Raw genomic sequence first — 18,819 nt, 5'->3', positions numbered from 1 at the left:
TAGAGTGAAGAAGATATCAATTGTAGTCCCTTGCTATGATGAAGAAGAAGCGCTGCCGCTTTTTTATGAAGCAGTTGAAAAAGTAGTTAGGAAGATGGACGTTAAAGTTGAATATTGGTTTGTGAATGATGGTTCTACTGATAAAACCTTAGCTGAATTACGGCAGCTACATGAAAAGAATCCAAATGTTCATTACATCTCTTTTTCGCGAAATTTCGGGAAAGAGGCGGCTTTATACGCTGGGTTACAAGCAGCAACTGGAGATTATGTGGTGGATATGGATGCAGATTTACAAGATCCGCCATCTTTTTTACCCATTATGTATAAATTGCTTCAAACTGGTGAATGGGATTGCATTGGGACTCGTCGAACGGATCGTAATGGAGAAAGTAAGATTAAATCTTTCTTTAGTGGGATGTTTTACAAGTTTATTAATCAGGTTTCTAATACTCATATTGTGCCCGGTGCTCGTGATTATCGAATGATGACAAGACAAATGGTGGATGCTGTTTTATCGTTAAAAGAATATAGTCGTTTTTCTAAAGGTATCTTTTCCTGGGTAGGTTTTAGGACAAAATACTTGGATTATCAAAACGTTGAAAGAGTTGCGGGAAAAAGTGATTGGACTACTTGGGAGCTATTTAAGTATGCTTTTGCTGGAATCGCAGACTTTTCACAGGCACCGTTAAATATTGCGGTGTGGATTGGAAGTGTATCTTTTATAATTTCAATTGTGAGCCTGATTGTAGTAATTGTGCGCCACATTATCAATCCCAATACAGATGTTTTTGGCTGGGCATCTTTAGTCAGTATAATTTTGCTGATTGGAGGTCTGCAGTTACTCTGCATTGGCGTTATTGGTCGCTATATTGGGAAAATTTTCTTACAAGTAAAGAGGCGTCCGATATACATTGTTCAAGAGAAAAAATAAAAGCGAGGAGATATCTCCTCGCTTTTTTGAATGGGTCCCCTGGGAGTCGAACCCAGATTTTAAGAACCGGAATCTTACGTGCGATCCATTACACTAAAGACCCAAATAATACCTTTTTCAGTATAGCAGAAAACGAATCTAAATAAAAACCTTTTCACTCGATTTAGAATATTTTTAAAATACACAAGTTTTTTCTTGAATTACAAAAAATTCATTGTTATACTAACAATGTCGATTGAGAAATGTAGGAGTTAAAGATTTATTGAAGCTACGTTTCTCTTATATTTTTAAGCATTCTGGGACGAAAAATGACACATCTTGGGTCACATTATGTCCCAGGGGAAGGAGGGAGCTCATGAACTCGGACTTTTCCTTGCTCGAAGCTCTCGTTCCTGACGTTTTAAAGATTCTTCGACAAAGATATCTTGTTCTTGAGCAGATTTCATTAAATGCGCCAGTTGGGCGTAGAGTCGTAGCTCAACATTTAGGACTTTCTGAGCGTAATGTTCGAACTGAGACAGAATATTTGAAAAAGCTTGGTTTGATTGAGATTAAAAACTTTGGAATGTTCCTAACTGAAAAGGGCGAGAAAACATTACAAGATGCAGCTCCGTTGATTGACCGCTTATTTAACGCTGGTGAAAACGAGGTTAAATTAGCTAAAAAACTTGGTATTGAAAGAACCATTATTGTTCCTGGTAATGCAGATTTACAAGATCGAGTTTTTGAAGAAATGGGGGAAGAGCTAAATTCTGCATTGGATTTACTTCTACCGTTAGGTCATTCAATTATTACTGTTCTAGGTGGGGCGGCTTTAGCTAAAGCCGCGAAGTATTTATCAAGTAGCTTGAGTAATAACCGTCAACTAGAATTTGTTCCCGGTCGTGGAGCCTTGGGCGAGAATGTTGCAACTCAAAGTAACACAATTGTTCAAGAAATGGCAGCTAAAACCAACGGCTCATATAAAACTTTGTATTTGCCGGAGCAGGTGTCAGAAGCTGCTTATAAATCTTTGATTCGTGAAGATACGATTGCGGACTTGCTGCAAGATATTTCGCAAAGTGATGCTGTGATTCATGGGATTGGCTTAGCTCAAGAAATGGCACAGCGTAGGGGCTATAATTCTATTAAGCTTTCTGAGCTTCGCGAAAAGCATGCTGTCACCGAATGTTTCGGGTGTTTCTTCGATGACAAAGGAAAGATTGTTGACCGCATCACCCAGGTTGGATTGCAGTTTGAGAATCTAAAGAAAATACCTCACATATTTGCATTTGCTTGTGGAGCAAGAAAAGCAGAAGCAATCAAAGCTTATATGCCTAATGCGCCTCGTCAAACCTGGTTAATTACTGATGAGGGCGCCTCAAATAAGATTTTAAAGAGGAAATAAATTCCTGTTTAAAATAAATTGTTGTTTATAGTTCTTAAGGAGGACTTTAGGATATGACAGTTAAAATTGGTATTAACGGTTTCGGCCGTATTGGTCGTTTAGCATTCCGTCGTATTATGGATTTGGGCGAAAAGTCAAAGGATATCGAAGTTGTTGCAATTAACGACTTGACTACTCCAGCACTTTTGGCACACTTGCTTAAGTACGACTCAACTCATGGTACTTTTGACCACGAAGTTTCAGCAACTGACGACTCAATCGTTGTAGACGGCAAGAAGTACCGTGTATACGCTGAACCACAAGCACAAAACATTCCATGGGTTAAGAACGATGGTGTTGACTTCGTTCTTGAATGTACTGGTTTCTACACTAGCAAGGCTAAGTCAGAAGCTCACCTTGAAGCTGGTGCAAAGCGTGTATTGATTTCAGCACCTGCAGGTAACGACTTGAAGACTATCGTTTACGGTGTTAACCAAAACACTTTGGACGCTAACGACAAGATCGTTTCAGCTGGTTCATGTACTACTAACTCATTGGCACCAATGGTTAATGCTTTACAAAAGGAATTCGGCATTGAAGTTGGTACTATGACTACTATCCACGCATACACTTCAACTCAAATGCTTTTGGATGGTCCTGTACGTGGTGGTAACTTCCGTTCAGCACGTGCTGCTGCTATCAACATTATTCCTCACTCAACTGGTGCTGCTAAGGCTATCGGCCTTGTTATCCCAGAATTGAATGGTAAGTTGAACGGTCACGCACAACGTGTTCCAGTTCCAGATGGTTCAGTAACTGAATTAGTATCAGTATTGGGCAAGAAGGTAACTGCTGACGAAGTTAACGCAGCTATGAAGAAGTACGAAAGTCCTTCATTTGCATACAACGACCACGACATCGTTTCAACTGATGTTTTAGGTATGACTGCTGGTTCAATCTTTGACCCAACTCAAACCATGGTAACTACTGCAGGCGACAACCAATTAGTTAAGACTGTTGCTTGGTACGACAATGAATACTCATTCACTTGCCAAATGGTTCGTACTTTGTTACACTTTGCTACTCTTTAATCATTAATTTTCATTAACTGATTAACGTTAGTGGTAATGAAGAAGGCGGAGGGAGATTCTTCCCCTCCGCCTTTTTTTGAAGAAAAAATAATAAAATCAATTTCGGAGGGATTTTGATGGCTAAATTAATCGTTTCAGATCTCGATCTTAAAGGAAAAAAGGTTTTAGTTCGTGTAGACTTTAATGTTCCTATTAAAGACGGCGTTATTGGTGATGACAACCGTATTGTTGCTGCACTTCCTACTATTGAATACATTATTAATCACGGTGGTAAGGCAATTTTACTTTCACACTTGGGCCGTATTAAGAGCGACGATGATAAGAAAGAATTATCATTAAAGCCTGTTGCAGAACGTTTAAGTGAATTACTTAAGAAGCCTGTAACTTTCGTACCTGAAAATGAAGGTAAGGAAGTTGAAGAAACTATCGACAACATGAAAGACGGCGACGTTGTTGTTCTTGAAAACACTAGATTCCAAGATATCGACAACGACTTTGGTAAGCGTGAATCAGGCAATGATCCTAAGCTTGGTGAATACTGGGCAAGCCTTGGTGACATGTTTGTAAACGATGCTTTTGGGACTGCTCACAGAAGTCACGCTTCAAACGTAGGTATTGCAACTGCTATGAAGAAGGCTGGTAAGCCTGCAGCAGCTGGTTACTTACTTGAAAAGGAAATCAAGTTCTTAGGTGACGCTGTTGAAAACCCAGTTCACCCATTTGTAACCATCCTTGGTGGTGCTAAGGTTTCAGATAAGATCGGTGTTATTGAAAACTTGATTCCTAAGTCAGATCACATTTTAATCGGTGGTGGTATGGCTTATACTTTCTTGGCTGCTCAAGGTCACAAGATTGGTAAGTCATTATTCGAAGCTGACAAGGTAGAACTTGCTAAGAGCTTGCTTGAAAAGGCTGGCGACAAGATTGTTCTTCCAGTTGACAACGTTGCTGCTACTGAATTCTCAAACGATGCTTCACGTGAAGTTGTAGGTGACGATATTCCTGACAACATGATGGGCTTGGACATCGGCCCTAAGACTGTTGAAAAGTTCAAGGACATCTTAAAGGATGCTAAGACTGTTGTTTGGAACGGACCTATGGGTGCATTCGAAATGCCAAACTTTGCTGAAGGTACTTTGGAAGTTGGCCGTGCTTTAGCTAACTTGAAGGATGCCGTAACTATTATCGGTGGTGGTGACTCAACTGCAGCTGCTAAGCAATTGGGTATTGCTCCTAAGATTAGCCACATTTCTACTGGTGGTGGTGCATCACTTAACTATCTTGAAGGTAAGGAATTACCAGGTATCGCTTGCGTTTCTGATAAGTAGAAAAAAGGAAGGATAATTTTAATGCGTACACCAATTATTGCTGGTAACTGGAAATTACACATGAACCCAGAACAAACTGCTGAATTTGTTGATGCAGTTAAGGGTAAGTTGCCAGACCCAAGTAAAGTTGAATCAGTTATTGCTGCTCCTGCAGTTGATCTTTACGTTTTAAAGAAGAGCGCTGAAGGATCAAACTTACATACTGGTGCAGAAAATGCATACTTTGAAGTTGAAGGTGCATTTACTGGTGAAACTTCACCTAAGGTTTTGAACGAAATGGGTATTGACTATTGTATTATTGGTCACTCAGAACGTCGTGGTTACTTCCACGAAACTGATGAAGACATCAACAAGAAGGCTAAGGCTTTATTTGCTAATGGAGTAACTCCAATTATTTGCTGTGGTGAATCACTTGAAACTCGTGAAGCTAACAAGCAAAATGAATGGGTTGTTGCTCAAATTAAGGCTGCTTTAGATGGTTTAACTGCAGATCAAGTTTCAAAGCTTGTTATTGCTTATGAACCAATCTGGGCTATTGGTACTGGTAAGACTGCTTCATCAGACCAAGCTGAAGAAATGTGCAAGACTATTCGTGAAACTGTTAAGGACTTGTACAACGAAGAAACTGCTGAAAACGTTCGTATCCAATACGGCGGTTCAGTAAAGCCAGCTAACATTAAAGAATTGATGTCTAAGCCAGACATCGATGGTGGATTAGTTGGTGGTGCTTCACTTGATCCAGAATCATTCTTGGCTTTAGTTAACTACCAAGACTAATTTGTAATAAATAAAAAAGTCTCTGCTCCGGCAGAGGCTTTTTTGATGATAAAATAACAATAAATTTTGAGAATAATATAACTAAAAGGCGATATAACAATTATTTTTAAAAGGAAAATAACTGTTTATCACTTGTACTTTTTTCTATAAGAAGTATAATAATTAATGGAGGTTGAAATCACACATTGATGTAAATCTCCAAAATTCAGTCTCTGCCAGTTCCTTATTACTCAAAAACAATTATGGCAGAATACATCTATATCTATATCACTTTCTTGATAGGCAGTTATGAGGAATTCTCATAGCTGTCTTTCTATGTGAGGAGTTTTTTATGATTAGAAAAGCAAAAAAATCAGATTTTCCATTTATTTATCCCATTTTAAAACAAATATTTGATGAGATGGATATGGAAAGTATTAAAAAATTACCAGAAAGTCAATTTTATGATTTGATGAAATTAGGCTTTATTTCTGAAGATTACCGTTATTCTTATCGGCGAATTTGGGTAGCAGTTAATAACCAAGATCAGCCGGTTGGTATGATAGATATGTACCCATATCACGATCAGTCAATTATTGATTTTGTTTTGAAAAAAGAATATCCCAAAGTGGGGCTTCCAACTCAAACTGTGATTTTTGAAGATCAAGAAGCTTGGCCTCATGAATGGTACATTGATGCTTTGGCAGTTGATCCTAAACATTGGGGAGAGCATGTCGCCAGTCAATTAATGGATTTTGCTGAAAGAATTGCCCAAAATAATGGCTATAAACTCATTAGTTTAAACGTTGATAAGGAAAATCCCCGTGCTCAACAATTATATGTGCACAAGGGATATAAAAGTAAAAATGAAATGACCATTGGTGATCGGACTTATGATCATATGGTTAAAGAAATTTAGTTGATGTCTGTCCTAAATTGATTTGATAAAGGTGGAAACGTTGGTAATTTAAGCGGTGTAACATGCCACTGGGTGAATAAAACAGAAATTAGGAGGATGAAAGGAATGTCCTCAGGTCTTTTAATATCACAGACTAGTACTACCCCTGATTTTTCCATGATAGTTTTGACATTTGCAACATTTTTGATTCCTGATCGAAATGTGTAAGTGCCTTTTTTTATGCTCCCAGTTACTAAATAATTAAGCCGAGTAACATAGAATAAATTAGTTGCCGGACTATTTAGTTTTTTCACTTCTACTAAAGAATGATTGATAACATCAACAATAAAAGAAACAATGATTCCACCACGATCGCGAAAAAGTCGGCCCACTTCATGATTTTTAATGTCGTAAAGATACAGGGTATGGTTAGGATTATCGAGATTACCACGAATAATATACATAATTTTCCCATGTGGACCAATCACTGGAATTTGACCGTATGCTTTTCTCTGATTTAATTCTAGCAAGAATTGCATTATTCTCACCTCTGTTAGTTAGCATTATCCTCAATAAATTTATGTAAAATATAGGCTACACCATTTTCATTGTTAGTTTTAGTTTCAACTTGGGCTAATTCTTTGATAGCTGGAACGGCATTACCCATGGCGACTCCAGTTCCAGCGTTGCGAATCATACTTTCATCATTTAAATTATCACCGATAGCTGCCACTTCCTCACGCTTAAGGCTCTTTTCTTTGGCATATTCAAGTAAAGCAATTCCTTTTTGGGCATTAATATTATTGATTTCAATGTTAGAAGCAGAACTAGATGTTACTACCAGATCTCTCATTTTATTAATATTATTAATAATATCTTTAAAAGCTTCATGACCTCGAGAATCAAAGGCAATTATTTTCATAATTTCCTGATCGGGATTATTAATTAATTCATTAAAATTATTGATTTGCGACATGTTCATAATTGACTTACTACCGGCAGAAATAGCAACGGCTTGCTTAAAAGTCATTCCTGGATTTAAATCGACCATGACATGAGCCACATTAGAAATTCGAGAATTTAGGTTTTCGGTGTAAACATTATCCTGAGTAATGATTTCGAAGTAAAAATGATTTTGATGAAGAAGATCGATAACTTGCTTAGCTTTTTTCTTGTCAATTACATGCTTGACTCTTAAGTTTCCATCTTTATCAAAAACTAATGCCCCGTTTAAATTGATAAATCCTGTATGAATATCTGCATCTTTTAATAAAAGTTGGGATTCTTTCGGAGCACGTCCAGTGGCCACTAAAAATTCAATACCGTTTTCTTGAGCTTGATGAATTGCGTTAGCGTTTTCTTTTGAGATAATCATGTCGCTGTTAAATAAGGTGCCATCTAAGTCACAGGCTACTAATTTGATCATGAATTTTCCTCCATCTCTTGATAAATTAATGATAACATAAAGAGGAATAGAATAGAGGGGGCGTAATTATTGAAAAAGTTAATTGGTAATGATTGGGACCAAATTTTGGCTCCAGTTTTTGAAAGTGAAGATTACCGTAATTTGCATAATTTTTTAAAAGAAGAATATTCTACTAAGCAAATTTATCCAGATATGTATCATATCTTTACTGCTTTTAAATTGACGCCATTTGATAAAACAAAAGTGGTAATTTTGGGGCAGGATCCTTATCATAATCCTGGACAAGCTAATGGAATGAGCTTCTCAGTCATGCCTGGTACAACGCTTCCACCGTCTTTAAGAAATATTTATAAAGAGTTGTATGATGATGTGGGCGCACGTCCTGTTAATCATGGTTATCTTAAGAAATGGGCAGATCAAGGAGTTTTACTGCTCAACGCTGTTTTAACGGTCCCTTATGGGCATGCAAATGGTCATCAAGGAAAAGGCTGGGAGAAGTTAACTGATGAAGCTATTAAGAAATTAAGCGATAGAGGAAAAGTCGTTTTCATTTTATGGGGCAAATTTGCTCAAAATAAGATCCCATTAATTGACCAAAGTAAGAACTTTATTATAAAATCTTCTCATCCAAGTCCATTTTCGGCTGATCGCGGATTCTTTGGTTCACGACCTTTTTCAAGATGTAATCAAGCTTTGATTAATTTTGGAGAAACTCCGATCGATTGGCAATTACCAGAAACCGTAACCCAACAAGATTTAGCATAGAGAGGTTTATTATATGAGTGTATTTGATTTATTTAAAAAACAAATTGAAAAGGCAGATAAGAAGCCAAGATTGGTTTTCCCAGAAGGAAGAGACTTCCGTGTTTTAGAGGCTGCTGTGAGACTCAACAATGAAAAATTAGTTGAAGTCACGCTTTTAGGTAATGAAAATGAAATTAGACAATTAGCTGCTGATAATAATTTTAGATTAGATGGAATTAAGCTAATTGATCCTAATAACTATGACGATTTTGACGAAATGTGTGGAAAATTCGTTGAAATTCGTAATGGTAAGAATACTTTGGAAGATGCAAAGAAAATGCTGAAGTCTGTTTCTTACTTTGGTACGATGTTAGTTAAAATGGGCCAAGCCGATGGAATGATTTCAGGAGCTGCTCACTCAACTGCAGATACTGTTCGTCCCGCTCTTCAAATTGTGAAGACTGCACCAGGGATGCACCGTGTATCTGGGGTAATGATTATGGAACGTGGAGATGAACGTTACATTTTCTCTGATTGTGCCATGAATATCGATCCAGATAGTGATACTTTGGCAGAGATTGGTTATCAAGCTGCTAAGATCGCTAAAATGGCAGAAATTGATCCTAAGATTGCTTTCTTAAGTTTTTCAACTAAAGGTTCAGCTAAGGGACCACAAGTTGAAAAAGTAGTTGAGGCGGTTAATAAATTTAAGCAAGATCACCCAGATATTCCAGCTGATGGTGAATTGCAATTTGATGCGGCCATTGTGCCCGAAGTAGGGGAAAGAAAGGCTCCAGATTCAAAAGTAGCTGGCCATGCGAATGTCTTTATTTTCCCAGAACTTCAATCTGGTAATATTGGTTATAAGATTGCCCAACGTTTGGGTAATTTTAGTGCAGTGGGCCCAGTTTTAGAAGGTCTTGCTGCTCCAATTAATGACCTTTCTCGTGGTGCAAGTAGTGAAGATGTATACTTGATGGGAATTTTAACTGCTGCACAAAGTTTAGCAAAGGACTAAATTAATGAAACTTGAAATTAATTCTGCATCTGAAATGCAAAAATTGGGGGCCAGTTTAGCTCATAATGCTGAACCCCATGATTTGCTTTTATTAAATGGGGACTTAGGCGCCGGTAAAACTACGATGACGCAAGGATTAGGAAGAGCTTTAAAAATTCGGCGTCCTGTAAAAAGTCCCACCTTTACAATTGTGCGTGAATATCGTGAAGGTACAATGCCATTATTTCATATGGATTTTTATCGTTTGGAAAATGATGATCTTTCTTCAATTGATTTGAATTCATATTTAGCAGAGCCGGGATTGGTGGTTATTGAATGGCCACAATTAATCATGGATGATTTGCCTGATGAATATCTACAGCTAACAATTAAGCGTGTAGATGATAGTTGGAATTCAACTAAAAGAATGATTGAATTTGAAGCAAAAGGTGACAGAAATCAAAAATGGCTAAAAGATACTTTGGCTGAATTTGAGAAGTAAAAGGGTTTAGGAGAAATTCCTAAACCTTTTTTAAATTTGATAAACAAATTTTTTAATCGCTTCATCACCAAATTCTTGATTTTGACGAATTAAAATCCCTGCGCATGCTTCGCTATCACTCAAGGCATTATGGTGATGCCAGAGTTGGACATCTAAAGCCTCGGAAACCGTATCTAGCTTATGATTAGGTAAATCCGGCTCAAACCGTTTGCTAGTTGCTAAAGTATCAATAACCAAATAATGAGGTTCTTCAATATTATAACGAGCTAGTGATTTACGCATCACGTTCGTGTCAAAACGGGCATTATGAGCAATCACCAACATTCCTGGCTGATAGAGATCTTTGATCTTGGGCCAGACTTCAGCCATCGTTGGTGCATCTTTGACATCATCAGCAGTAATGTCGTGAATTTTAATGTTACGGCTATCAAAAGGCATCTGCGGATTAATAACTGTGTAAAAACGATCGACAATTTTGTTGTTTCTTACCATCACGAGAGCTAGTGAACATGCGCTTTCTGGATAGCGATTTGCCGTTTCAAAGTCCATTGCAATAAAATTCATAAAAAACCTCCAATAATTAAAATTAGTATAGCATATGGTGCCTAGATGAGGTGAATGAGGTAAAATATTAGAAGGATATTATGAGGGGGTTTTATTTTGCAGTTGCTTGATTTAAGAAATGACGGAATTGATATTCAAGAAAAAGTTCCGTTGAGCAAATATACATTTACTAAAACAGGAGGTCCTGCCGAGTTTTTGGCTTTTCCAAAAAATATTGATCAATTAGAAAAGTTGGTTCAAGTAACTAGGGAAAATAATATCCCTTTAACAGTGATTGGAAATGCATCTAACTTAATTATTCGTGACGGCGGTATTGATGGTTTAGTAGTAATTTTAACCAAAATGAATCAAATTACAGTAAATGGCACAGAAGTTACTGCTGAAGCAGGTGCGCGAATTATTGATACAGCTTTTACTGCAGCTAAGGCGGCTCTTAGTGGAATGGAATTTGCGGCAGGCATTCCAGGCAGTGTTGGCGGCGGTGTCTTCATGAATGCTGGCGCTTATGGTGGCGAAACTCAAGAAGTAGTTAAAACCGTTAATGTAATGACTAAAGATGGCGAGTTCAAGACATATTCTAATGAAGAAATGAAATTTTCATATCGTCACTCCTTAGTTCAAGAAAATGGTGATATTGTTTTAAGTGCAACCTTTGAATTAAAGAAGGGCGAAAAAGATCAGATCTTAGACGAAATGAATTATTTAAATGCACTTAGACGTTATAAACAACCACTTGAGTATCCATCTTGCGGAAGTGTATTTAAGCGCCCTAAGGGACATTTTGTGGGTCCGATGATTATTAAAGCTGGCCTTCAAGGAAAACAAATTGGGGGAGCACAAGATTCAACTAAGCACGCTGGATTTATAGTAAATAAAGGTGGGGCAACAGCAACTGATTATTTGGATTTAATTCATTTAATTCAAAAAGTGATTAAAGAAAAATATGATATTGACCTTCACACTGAAGTTAGAATTATTGGAAAAAGCGAGAATAATTAGTAACAAGCTACAGGCTGGAAAGCTTGTAGCTTCTTTGATAGAGAGGAAAAATGGACTTAATACAACTTAAAGATGTGAATAAACGCTATGATGATGGCTTTGTAGCGTTAAAAAATATCAATTTAACAATTGAATCAGGTAAATTTTATTCTTTACTGGGACCTAGTGGATCTGGCAAATCAACCATTTTACGGATTATTGCTGGATTTAGCCAGCCCACTGAAGGTAAGGTTTATTTTGATGGGAAAGATATTACGGATCTTGATCCAGCTAAAAGACATGTTAATACAGTTTTTCAAAATTATGCTCTCTTTCCTCATTTAAATGTTTTTGAAAACGTAGCTTTTGGTTTAAAGATTAAGAAAGTACCCATGAATAAAATTAAGAAAGCCGTCAAAGATGCTCTGCATATGGTGCGTCTGGATGGCTTTGCTAATCGGGAAATTTCTGAATTGTCTGGTGGACAGCAACAACGTGTAGCAATTGCCCGAGCAATCGTAAATGAACCCAAAGTTTTGCTGTTAGATGAATCCTTATCAGCGCTGGATAAACGATTGCGTAAAGAAATGCAGTTTGAATTAAGAGCCATCCAGAAGAAATTGGGGATTACTTTTATTTTTGTTACTCATGACCAAGAAGAAGCCTTATCGATGAGTGATGAAATTTTTGTTCTCAATGATGGAAAGATTCAGCAAAGTGGAACCCCTGTAGATATTTATGATGAGCCAATCAATGATTTTGTTGCTAGATTTATCGGAGATTCTAATATTTTACCTGGGAGAATGATCAAGGACTTTGAGGTGGAGTTTGCCAATAAACGCTTTAAATGTGCGGATGCGGGAATGAAGGCTAATGAAAAAGTTGAAGTTGTTATTCGACCTGAGGATTTAGATATTACTACTCCTGATAAAGGAAAGCTTATAGTCACGGTTCAAAGTCAGCTCTTTTTAGGAGATCATTTTGAAATTAAAGCGATTGACGCTGATGAAAATGAATGGCTCATTCAATCGACTAATGGATGTAAATTAGGCGAACGAATTGGTTTATATTTTGATCCAGAAGATATTCATGTAATGCGACTTCATGAAAGTCAGGAAGAATTTGATGCCCGACTTGAAACTTATGAGGGGGAGAATTAGGGTGAAGAATAAGAAACTTTTTTTAATTCCATATTATTTATGGATTTTCTTATTTGTAATTCTGCCAATTTTATTAATAATTTGGTATTCATTAACAGATAGTAATCATCATTTTACACTGAATAACTTTGTTCAATTTTTCCGCAATGGGACTTTTTTGCGAATGATGATTAATTCATTTTGGTATGCTTTTTTGATCACAGTTATTACTTTAATTATTTCTTATCCTGCGGCATATTTTTTGACTAAAATGAAGAATCAGCAACTCTGGTTAATGTTGATTATTTTGCCTACATGGATAAATTTATTGCTTAAGGCCTATGCTTTTATTGGTATTCTAGGAAATAACGGCTTGATTAATAAGTTTTTGCATTTATTTGGAATTGGGCCGGTAAATATCTTATTTACGGATTTTGCCTTTATTTTTGTGGCAACTTATATTGAAATTCCATTTATGATTTTACCAATTTATAATGCCATTAAAGAAATTGATACAGCGCTGATTCAAGCTTCTGAGGATTTAGGGGCAAGTAAATGGCAAACTTTTTACTATGTTTTATGGCCTTTATCTAAACCAGGAGTGGAAAGTGGAGTGCAGGCAATTTTTATCCCATCCCTATCATTGTTCATGTTAACTCGGCTGATTGGTGGAAATCGAGTAATTACCTTAGGGACTGCAATTGAGGAGTACTTCATGACCACCATGAATTGGAATATGGGGGCTACGATTGGTGTAGTTTTGATTATTTTGATGGTTTTGGTCATGCTTTTGACTGGACGAAAAAGAAAGAGAAAGAGGGTTAACTTATGAGAAAAAATCTTGTGGCCAAAATTTACTTAGGTTTAACTTTGATTATCTTATATGTGCCCATTTTCTATCTGATCTACTTTTCTTTTTCTAGTGGTAAAAATATGAATAAGTTTGGTGGTTTTACTTGGGAACATTATCAAACTTTATTTCAAGATAATCGTTTACTGGCCATCTTTTTAGAAACGATTTTGTTAGCGCTACTGTCTAGTTTAGTTGCAACTGTTATTGGGACAATTGGTGCATTTGCAATTGCGATGGCCAAAAGAAAATCTTCCAAAAAGGTTTTGCTTAGTCTAAATAATGTCTTGATGGTTTCCCCCGATGTCATTATTGGGGCGAGTTTTTTGATTTTCTTTACAGCATTAGGTTTTGGTTTGAATTTTGGCTCTGTATTACTTAGTCACATTGCTTTTTCTATTCCAATTGTTGTTCTCATGGTCTTACCACGTTTGGAAGAGATGGATTTTTCTTTAATTGATGCCGCTAGAGATCTTGGAGCTAATTCGTACCAAGTATTTACTGATGTCATGTTACCCGTAATGATGCCTGGAATTTTTTCTGGCTTCTTTATGGCACTCACCTATTCTTTAGATGATTTTGCAGTGACATTTTTTGTAACTGGAAATGGATTTTCAACTTTATCAGTTGAGATCTATTCAAGAGCTCGCCAAGGAATCGATTTAGAAATTAATGCTTTAAGCACAGTGATGTTTTTATTTGTATTAGTGTTAGTAGGAATTTATTATTTTATCACTACTCGTAAAAATAAGAAAAATCGTCGGCCAATTGGAGGGATAATCAAATGAAAAAGATACTATGGTCAATGGTTGCAATCATATTGGCTTGTATGGGTCTTGGCTATGCAGCAATTAAGCTCGATCAACCTTCAATCAAGACGAAAAAACAAAATTTGATTATTTACAATTGGGGGGATTATTTAGATCCTAAACTCATTAAACAATTTGAAAAAAAGTATGGATATCATGTAATTTATGAAACATTTGATTCAAATGAAGCTATGTATACCAAAATAAAACAGGGTGGGACCGCTTATGATATTACGATTCCATCTGAATATATGGTAACCAAGATGAGAAAAGCTAATCTGCTAGATCATTTAGATACTAAAAAAATCCCGAATCTTAAATATATTGGGGAGAATTTCTTACATCAACCGTTTGACACTAATAATGATTACTCAATTCCGTATTTTTGGGGTACCCTAGGGATTGTTTATAATGATCGGTTTGTTAAGAAAGGATCGATTACTAACTGGAATGATTTATGGAGTAAAAAGTATCGCCATCAGATTCTATTGGTGGATTCTGCCAGGGACGCAATGGGAATGTCTTTAAAATCATTAGGGTATTCGATGAACACCACTAGTTCCATTAAACTGCATTTAGTTCAAACAAAATTAGATACATTAGGCCCCAATATTAAAGCGATTATCTCTGATGAAATGAAAATGTACATGATTCAAAATGAAGCTTCTATTGGCGTAACATGGTCTGGTGAGGCTCATGAAATGATGGAAGAAAATTCTCATCTACACTATGTAGTTCCTAGTGAAGGGTCCAATCTTTGGTTTGATAATTTTGTTATTCCTAAAACCGCTAAAAATAAAACGGCAGCTTACCAGTTTATTAATTTTATGCTGGAGCCAAAAAATGCTGCTAAAAATGCAGAGTATGTTGGTTATGCTACTCCTAATTTGGCAGCTAAAAAGTTGCTTCCTAAAAATGTTAGAAATAATCCTGAATTTTATCCAAGTGAGGAAAAATTGCGCAAGTTACAAGTTTTTAAGGATTTAGGTCCTAAAAAGACTCAAGAATATAATGATTTGTTTTTAGAATTTAAAATGTATGCGCGTTAACGCTCAGACTTGGTTATAATTAATAATCAGGAAGGGGGAAAGGTATTGAAGTTTGATATCTCAAACTTCCTTACTTGGAATAATTTTTCTATAGCGTTAGATGTTTTGATTATCTGGTATTTAGTCTATCGCTTAATTATGCTAATTAGAGGTACTAAAGCTGTCCAATTAGCTAAAGGAATTGTTTTTATTTTCATAGTAAGGATAGTTGCTGGATTCTTGCATTTAAATGCATTGACGTATATTGTTGATCAAATTGTTTCATGGGCTGTGGTTGGAATTATTGTAATTTTTCAACCCGAAATCAGACGTGGTCTTGAGCGAATTGGTCGCACACCGCTTTTTGGTGGCCGTGAAGAAAATGCCCATGATCAATCAGTTAAGTTTATTAAAGAGCTCGATAAAGCCATTCAATATATGTCTAAAAGACGAATTGGGGCACTCATTACTATTCAGCAAGAAACTGGGTTAGATGATTATATTGAAACTGGAATTAAGCTAGATGCGGACGTATCTGGGGAACTTTTGATCAATATTTTTATTCCAAATACTCCATTGCATGATGGAGCCGTAATCATTAATAATGATCGAATTGCGGTTGCAGCAGCTTATTTACCGTTATCAGATAGTACAATGATTCCTAAACGTCTTGGGACTCGGCATAGAGCAGCTGTAGGAATTTCTGAAGTAACAGATGCTATTACAATTGTTGTTTCAGAAGAAACAGGTGGAGTCACAATCACTCGCAATGGTCGTCTTCTGCTTGATATGACAAGAGAAGAATACATGAAGTATTTAACTGCAGAACTAGTTCCTAAAAAAGAAAAAGGTACTAAGTGGTACCAAAAGCTTTTTAATAAAATTTGGAAGTGGGGGGCAGGCCGATGAAAGATTTTTGGGGAAAGCCTTGGTTTATTAAGGTAGTTTCTTTATTAATCGCTATTTTGTTAGTAGTTTATATCGATTCGACTCAACCTGGTTTTATCACTCAAGGTGAGCCTAAAAAAACGCGTCAAACCGCTAGTGAAAGCCAAACCATTAAAGTTCCACTTCAAGTTTCCGTTGATACGGATAAATATTATGTAGTAGGATATCCGGAAAAGGTCAACGTTACTTTAGAAGGTGCTAACGCTTTGGTAACTTCAACAATTAATACTCAAAATTTTCGTGCATATATTGATTTAACAGATAAGAAAGTCGGTAAACAGGCTGTAAAGGTGCAGGTAAGTGGGTTAAGCAAGCAATTATCTTACTCCATTAATCCTAAAACTGTAAATGTCGATATTGAACGTCGAAAATCGACTACCATGCCCGTGCAAATAGAGTATAATAAAAATGCTGTGGCTAGAGGATATAAGATTGGTAAAACATCAGTTAGTCCTCAGCAGGTAGAAGTAACTGGTGCAAAAGCTGAAGTCAATCAGATTGACCAGATTGTTGCTAAAGTTGCCCTACCTAATGGAATTGATCACGACTATACGCGACAAGTGATTTTGATTGCAGAAGATAAAAAAGGTCGTCAATTAAATGTAGTGATTGATCCTACGACTGCCAAAGCAAATATTCCAATTTCAACATCTAAAAAGACTGTCAAAATTGATTTAGATTCAAAGAATGAGGAAAGTGATAAAGTTTATTCAGTGACTGCGCGGACAGATCAAGTAACTTTATATGGTGAAAAGAGTGCACTGGCTAAAGTTAAGCGTCTGAAAGTAAATGTGGACTTAAGAGATGTTAATTCTTCAATTACTAAGGATGTGCCAATTGAGCTTCCTAAGGGAGCTGTGCGGTCCGATCCCGGCAGTATTCAAGTTCAAATTAAAGTAAAAAACGCGTCTAGCGCAAAAAATAATTAGAAATTTATTGTGAAGAAAGGTTGTTTTTCTTATGTTAAAGTATTTTGGAACCGATGGCGTTCGTGGAGTAGCAAATCAAGGTCTTACTCCAGAAATGGCTTTTAAACTTGGCCGTGATGGTGGATATGTTTTAACCAAGAATAAAAAAGATGGTGAACAAGCTAAGGTTCTTGTTTCTCGCGATACTCGTATCTCTGGTCAAATGTTGGAATATGCTTTAATTTCTGGTCTTCTTTCAGTTGGTATTGAAGTTCTTGAAGTTGGCGTTATTACTACTCCAGGTCTTTCATATTTAGTTCGTGCTCAAGGTGCTGACGCCGGAATTCAAATTTCTGCTTCTCATAACCCAGTAGAAGATAATGGTATTAAGTTCTTTGGTAGCGATGGCTTGAAGCTTTCAGATGCTATGGAAGAAGAAATTGAAAAATTAATCGATGCCGAAGAAGATACTTTGCCACGTCCTTCCGCAAATGGTTTGGGTACTGTAACTGACTTCCACGAAGGTAGTTCAAAATATCTTCAATTTATCGAAAACACTATTCCTGAAGATTTAAGTGGTATTAAAGTAGTTATTGATGGTGCCAATGGTGCTTCAAGTGCTTTGATTTCTCGCTTATTTGCTGATTGTGGTGTAGACTTCACTACTATTGCAACTCATCCAGATGGTTTAAACATTAACGATCATGTTGGTGCAACTCATACTAAGAAGTTGCAAGAAGAAGTTGTAAAGCAAGGTGCTCAATTAGGTCTTGCCTTTGATGGGGATGCTGATCGTTGTATTGCCGTTGACGAAAATGGTAACGAAGTAGATGGTGACCACATTATGTACGTAATTGGTACTTACTTAGCTGATCATGGCCGTCTTAAGAAAGACACCATTGTCACTACTGTAATGAGTAACTTGGGCTTTACTAAGGCTCTTGAAAGAAAAGGACTTAAGAATATTCGGACTCAAGTTGGTGACCGTTATGTTTCCGAAGAAATGCGTGCACATGGTTATAACCTTGGTGGTGAACAGTCAGGTCACGTTATCATGACTGACTACCATAATACTGGTGATGGGATGCTTACTGGTCTTCATTTGATGCTTGTTATGAAGAAGACTGGCAAGTCATTATCAGAATTGCTTGAAGACTTTAAGGATTACCCACAATGCCTTGTAAATGTTCCTGTAGAAGATAAGAAGAGTTGGAAAGAACATCAACCAATTCTCGATGTAATTAAGGAAGTTGAAGCTGATATGAACGGCAATGGTCGTGTATTGGTTCGTCCTTCAGGAACTCAAGATTTGCTTCGTGTAATGGCAGAAGGTCCTACTCAAGAAGAAACTGATGCATACGTTGACCGTATTGTTAAAGTTGTAGAAAAAGAAATGGGCAAGTAATTAACTAATTTTGAGCCTTAATAGATCTAGGTAAGTCCTAGGTCTATTTTTTTATTTAAAAATAATATACCAATTTTGCAACTTTCTTCTTGACCGATTTGATAAAAAAGGCTATGATTGCACTTGTAACAATAAGAATTAACTAGTCCAT

At 36.6% G+C, this 18,819-nt stretch carries 20 protein-coding genes and 1 tRNA gene; 17 read left to right on the top strand and 4 right to left on the bottom strand.

What is annotated here, in order from left to right; genetic code table 11:
- Window positions 1-4 precede the first annotated feature (4 nt).
- Window positions 5-931 carry a glycosyltransferase family 2 protein gene (locus KBW87_RS05455; RefSeq protein ID WP_057810777.1) on the top strand — a complete coding sequence of 309 codons (927 nt, stop codon included), beginning with the start codon at window positions 5-7 and terminating at the stop codon, window positions 929-931.
- A 31-nt stretch (window positions 932-962) separates the two neighbouring features.
- Here the strand turns inward: KBW87_RS05455 and KBW87_RS05450 are convergent.
- Window positions 963-1,034: transfer RNA gene (locus KBW87_RS05450), tRNA-Arg, on the bottom strand.
- 252 nt (window positions 1,035-1,286) lie between these two features.
- On the opposite strand from KBW87_RS05450, the gene KBW87_RS05445 reads away from it, so the two are divergent.
- From KBW87_RS05445 to KBW87_RS05425, 5 genes are all read left to right on the top strand, one after another.
- Window positions 1,287-2,318 (top strand): sugar-binding transcriptional regulator, encoded by a 1,032-nt coding sequence (locus KBW87_RS05445; RefSeq protein ID WP_004044949.1) that lies wholly within the window; start codon window positions 1,287-1,289, stop codon window positions 2,316-2,318.
- Between the two features lie 53 nt (window positions 2,319-2,371).
- Window positions 2,372-3,388, top strand: coding sequence for a type I glyceraldehyde-3-phosphate dehydrogenase (gene gap / locus KBW87_RS05440; protein WP_004044948.1), 1,017 nt, complete (start codon window positions 2,372-2,374; stop codon window positions 3,386-3,388).
- Between the two features lie 116 nt (window positions 3,389-3,504).
- Window positions 3,505-4,716 (top strand): phosphoglycerate kinase, encoded by a 1,212-nt coding sequence (locus KBW87_RS05435; RefSeq protein WP_057810779.1) that lies wholly within the window; start codon window positions 3,505-3,507, stop codon window positions 4,714-4,716.
- Between the two features lie 21 nt (window positions 4,717-4,737).
- The gene (gene tpiA, locus KBW87_RS05430; protein WP_004044944.1) at window positions 4,738-5,493 is read left to right on the top strand and encodes a triose-phosphate isomerase; all 756 of its coding nucleotides are present in this window, start codon (window positions 4,738-4,740) and stop codon (window positions 5,491-5,493) included.
- Window positions 5,494-5,824: 331 nt separating this feature from the next.
- Entirely contained in the window at window positions 5,825-6,391 is a 567-nt protein-coding gene (locus tag KBW87_RS05425; protein WP_057810781.1) for a GNAT family N-acetyltransferase, read from the top strand.
- Here the strand turns inward: KBW87_RS05425 and KBW87_RS05420 are convergent.
- Together KBW87_RS05420 and KBW87_RS05415 are read right to left on the bottom strand one after the other, a co-directional pair.
- Complete coding sequence (locus tag KBW87_RS05420; protein ID WP_057810783.1) at window positions 6,388-6,909, bottom strand: hypothetical protein; 522 nt, start codon at window positions 6,907-6,909, stop codon at window positions 6,388-6,390. The genes KBW87_RS05425 and KBW87_RS05420 overlap by 4 nt on opposite strands.
- Window positions 6,910-6,923: 14 nt before the next feature.
- On the bottom strand, window positions 6,924-7,796 hold the full coding sequence (locus KBW87_RS05415; RefSeq protein ID WP_057810785.1) for a Cof-type HAD-IIB family hydrolase: 873 nt from the start codon (window positions 7,794-7,796) through the stop codon (window positions 6,924-6,926).
- Window positions 7,797-7,865: 69 nt separating this feature from the next.
- On the opposite strand from KBW87_RS05415, the gene KBW87_RS05410 reads away from it, so the two are divergent.
- The 3 genes from KBW87_RS05410 to tsaE are packed head-to-tail and all read left to right on the top strand — an operon-like array spanning window position 7,866 to window position 10,039.
- Window positions 7,866-8,561, top strand: coding sequence for a uracil-DNA glycosylase (locus tag KBW87_RS05410; RefSeq protein ID WP_004044939.1), 696 nt, complete (start codon window positions 7,866-7,868; stop codon window positions 8,559-8,561).
- A 13-nt stretch (window positions 8,562-8,574) separates the two neighbouring features.
- Window positions 8,575-9,558 carry a phosphate acetyltransferase gene (gene pta / locus KBW87_RS05405; RefSeq protein WP_057810787.1) on the top strand — a complete coding sequence of 328 codons (984 nt, stop codon included), beginning with the start codon at window positions 8,575-8,577 and terminating at the stop codon, window positions 9,556-9,558.
- 4 nt (window positions 9,559-9,562) lie between these two features.
- Window positions 9,563-10,039 (top strand): tRNA (adenosine(37)-N6)-threonylcarbamoyltransferase complex ATPase subunit type 1 TsaE, encoded by a 477-nt coding sequence (gene tsaE, locus KBW87_RS05400; protein ID WP_057810789.1) that lies wholly within the window; start codon window positions 9,563-9,565, stop codon window positions 10,037-10,039.
- A 30-nt stretch (window positions 10,040-10,069) separates the two neighbouring features.
- Here the strand turns inward: tsaE and KBW87_RS05395 are convergent, their stop codons facing one another.
- Complete coding sequence (locus KBW87_RS05395; RefSeq protein ID WP_057810791.1) at window positions 10,070-10,603, bottom strand: 3'-5' exonuclease; 534 nt, start codon at window positions 10,601-10,603, stop codon at window positions 10,070-10,072.
- A 96-nt stretch (window positions 10,604-10,699) separates the two neighbouring features.
- Between KBW87_RS05395 and murB the strand changes: the two genes are divergently transcribed.
- The 8 genes from murB to glmM are packed head-to-tail and all read left to right on the top strand — an operon-like array spanning window position 10,700 to window position 18,668.
- Entirely contained in the window at window positions 10,700-11,602 is a 903-nt protein-coding gene (gene murB / locus KBW87_RS05390; RefSeq protein WP_057810792.1) for a UDP-N-acetylmuramate dehydrogenase, read from the top strand.
- Window positions 11,603-11,652: 50 nt separating this feature from the next.
- Window positions 11,653-12,741, top strand: a complete 1,089-nt coding sequence (locus KBW87_RS05385) for an ABC transporter ATP-binding protein (protein ID WP_057810794.1) — start codon at window positions 11,653-11,655, stop codon at window positions 12,739-12,741.
- Between the two features lies 1 nt (window position 12,742).
- A complete protein-coding gene (locus KBW87_RS05380; RefSeq protein ID WP_057810796.1) occupies window positions 12,743-13,552 on the top strand; it encodes an ABC transporter permease in 810 nt (269 codons plus the stop codon).
- Window positions 13,549-14,358, top strand: a complete 810-nt coding sequence (locus KBW87_RS05375; protein ID WP_057810799.1) for an ABC transporter permease — start codon at window positions 13,549-13,551, stop codon at window positions 14,356-14,358. Before KBW87_RS05380 ends, KBW87_RS05375 begins: the two co-directional genes overlap by 4 nt.
- Complete coding sequence (locus KBW87_RS05370; RefSeq protein WP_057810801.1) at window positions 14,355-15,428, top strand: ABC transporter substrate-binding protein; 1,074 nt, start codon at window positions 14,355-14,357, stop codon at window positions 15,426-15,428. Before KBW87_RS05375 ends, KBW87_RS05370 begins: the two co-directional genes overlap by 4 nt.
- A gap of 45 nt (window positions 15,429-15,473) precedes the next feature.
- Entirely contained in the window at window positions 15,474-16,316 is an 843-nt protein-coding gene (gene cdaA, locus KBW87_RS05365; protein WP_057810803.1) for a diadenylate cyclase CdaA, read from the top strand.
- Window positions 16,313-17,284 carry a CdaR family protein gene (locus tag KBW87_RS05360; RefSeq protein ID WP_057810805.1) on the top strand — a complete coding sequence of 324 codons (972 nt, stop codon included), beginning with the start codon at window positions 16,313-16,315 and terminating at the stop codon, window positions 17,282-17,284. The genes cdaA and KBW87_RS05360 overlap by 4 nt, the downstream gene beginning before the upstream one ends.
- A gap of 31 nt (window positions 17,285-17,315) precedes the next feature.
- Window positions 17,316-18,668: a phosphoglucosamine mutase gene (glmM, locus tag KBW87_RS05355; protein WP_057810807.1), complete on the top strand. Its 1,353-nt coding sequence runs from the start codon at window positions 17,316-17,318 to the stop codon at window positions 18,666-18,668.
- The last annotated feature ends 151 nt before the right edge of the window (window positions 18,669-18,819 follow it).

It is taken from the genome of Lactobacillus intestinalis (assembly GCF_024397795.1).
In the GTDB taxonomy this organism is placed as follows: Bacteria; Bacillota; Bacilli; order Lactobacillales; family Lactobacillaceae; genus Lactobacillus; species Lactobacillus intestinalis.
Note: the sequence above shows the minus strand (reverse complement) of the source record. Positions and strands in the feature narration are given on the sequence as shown.

Excerpts from the sequence above, each read along its gene's own strand:
- tsaE (WP_057810789.1), top strand. The coding sequence starts at position 9,563 with ATGAAACTTGAAATTAATTCTGCATCTGAAATGCAAAAATTGGGGGCC.
- glmM (WP_057810807.1), top strand. The coding sequence starts at position 17,316 with ATGTTAAAGTATTTTGGAACCGATGGCGTTCGTGGAGTAGCAAATCAA.
- KBW87_RS05415 (WP_057810785.1), bottom strand. The coding sequence starts at position 7,796 with ATGATCAAATTAGTAGCCTGTGACTTAGATGGCACCTTATTTAACAGC.
- gap (WP_004044948.1), top strand. The coding sequence starts at position 2,372 with ATGACAGTTAAAATTGGTATTAACGGTTTCGGCCGTATTGGTCGTTTA.
- KBW87_RS05385 (WP_057810794.1), top strand. The coding sequence starts at position 11,653 with ATGGACTTAATACAACTTAAAGATGTGAATAAACGCTATGATGATGGC.
- KBW87_RS05360 (WP_057810805.1), top strand. The coding sequence starts at position 16,313 with ATGAAAGATTTTTGGGGAAAGCCTTGGTTTATTAAGGTAGTTTCTTTA.
- KBW87_RS05370 (WP_057810801.1), top strand. The coding sequence starts at position 14,355 with ATGAAAAAGATACTATGGTCAATGGTTGCAATCATATTGGCTTGTATG.
- tpiA (WP_004044944.1), top strand. The coding sequence starts at position 4,738 with ATGCGTACACCAATTATTGCTGGTAACTGGAAATTACACATGAACCCA.
- KBW87_RS05395 (WP_057810791.1), bottom strand. The coding sequence starts at position 10,603 with ATGAATTTTATTGCAATGGACTTTGAAACGGCAAATCGCTATCCAGAA.
- KBW87_RS05435 (WP_057810779.1), top strand. The coding sequence starts at position 3,505 with ATGGCTAAATTAATCGTTTCAGATCTCGATCTTAAAGGAAAAAAGGTT.
- KBW87_RS05425 (WP_057810781.1), top strand. The coding sequence starts at position 5,825 with ATGATTAGAAAAGCAAAAAAATCAGATTTTCCATTTATTTATCCCATT.
- pta (WP_057810787.1), top strand. The coding sequence starts at position 8,575 with ATGAGTGTATTTGATTTATTTAAAAAACAAATTGAAAAGGCAGATAAG.
- KBW87_RS05375 (WP_057810799.1), top strand. The coding sequence starts at position 13,549 with ATGAGAAAAAATCTTGTGGCCAAAATTTACTTAGGTTTAACTTTGATT.
- KBW87_RS05445 (WP_004044949.1), top strand. The coding sequence starts at position 1,287 with ATGAACTCGGACTTTTCCTTGCTCGAAGCTCTCGTTCCTGACGTTTTA.
- KBW87_RS05420 (WP_057810783.1), bottom strand. The coding sequence starts at position 6,909 with ATGCAATTCTTGCTAGAATTAAATCAGAGAAAAGCATACGGTCAAATT.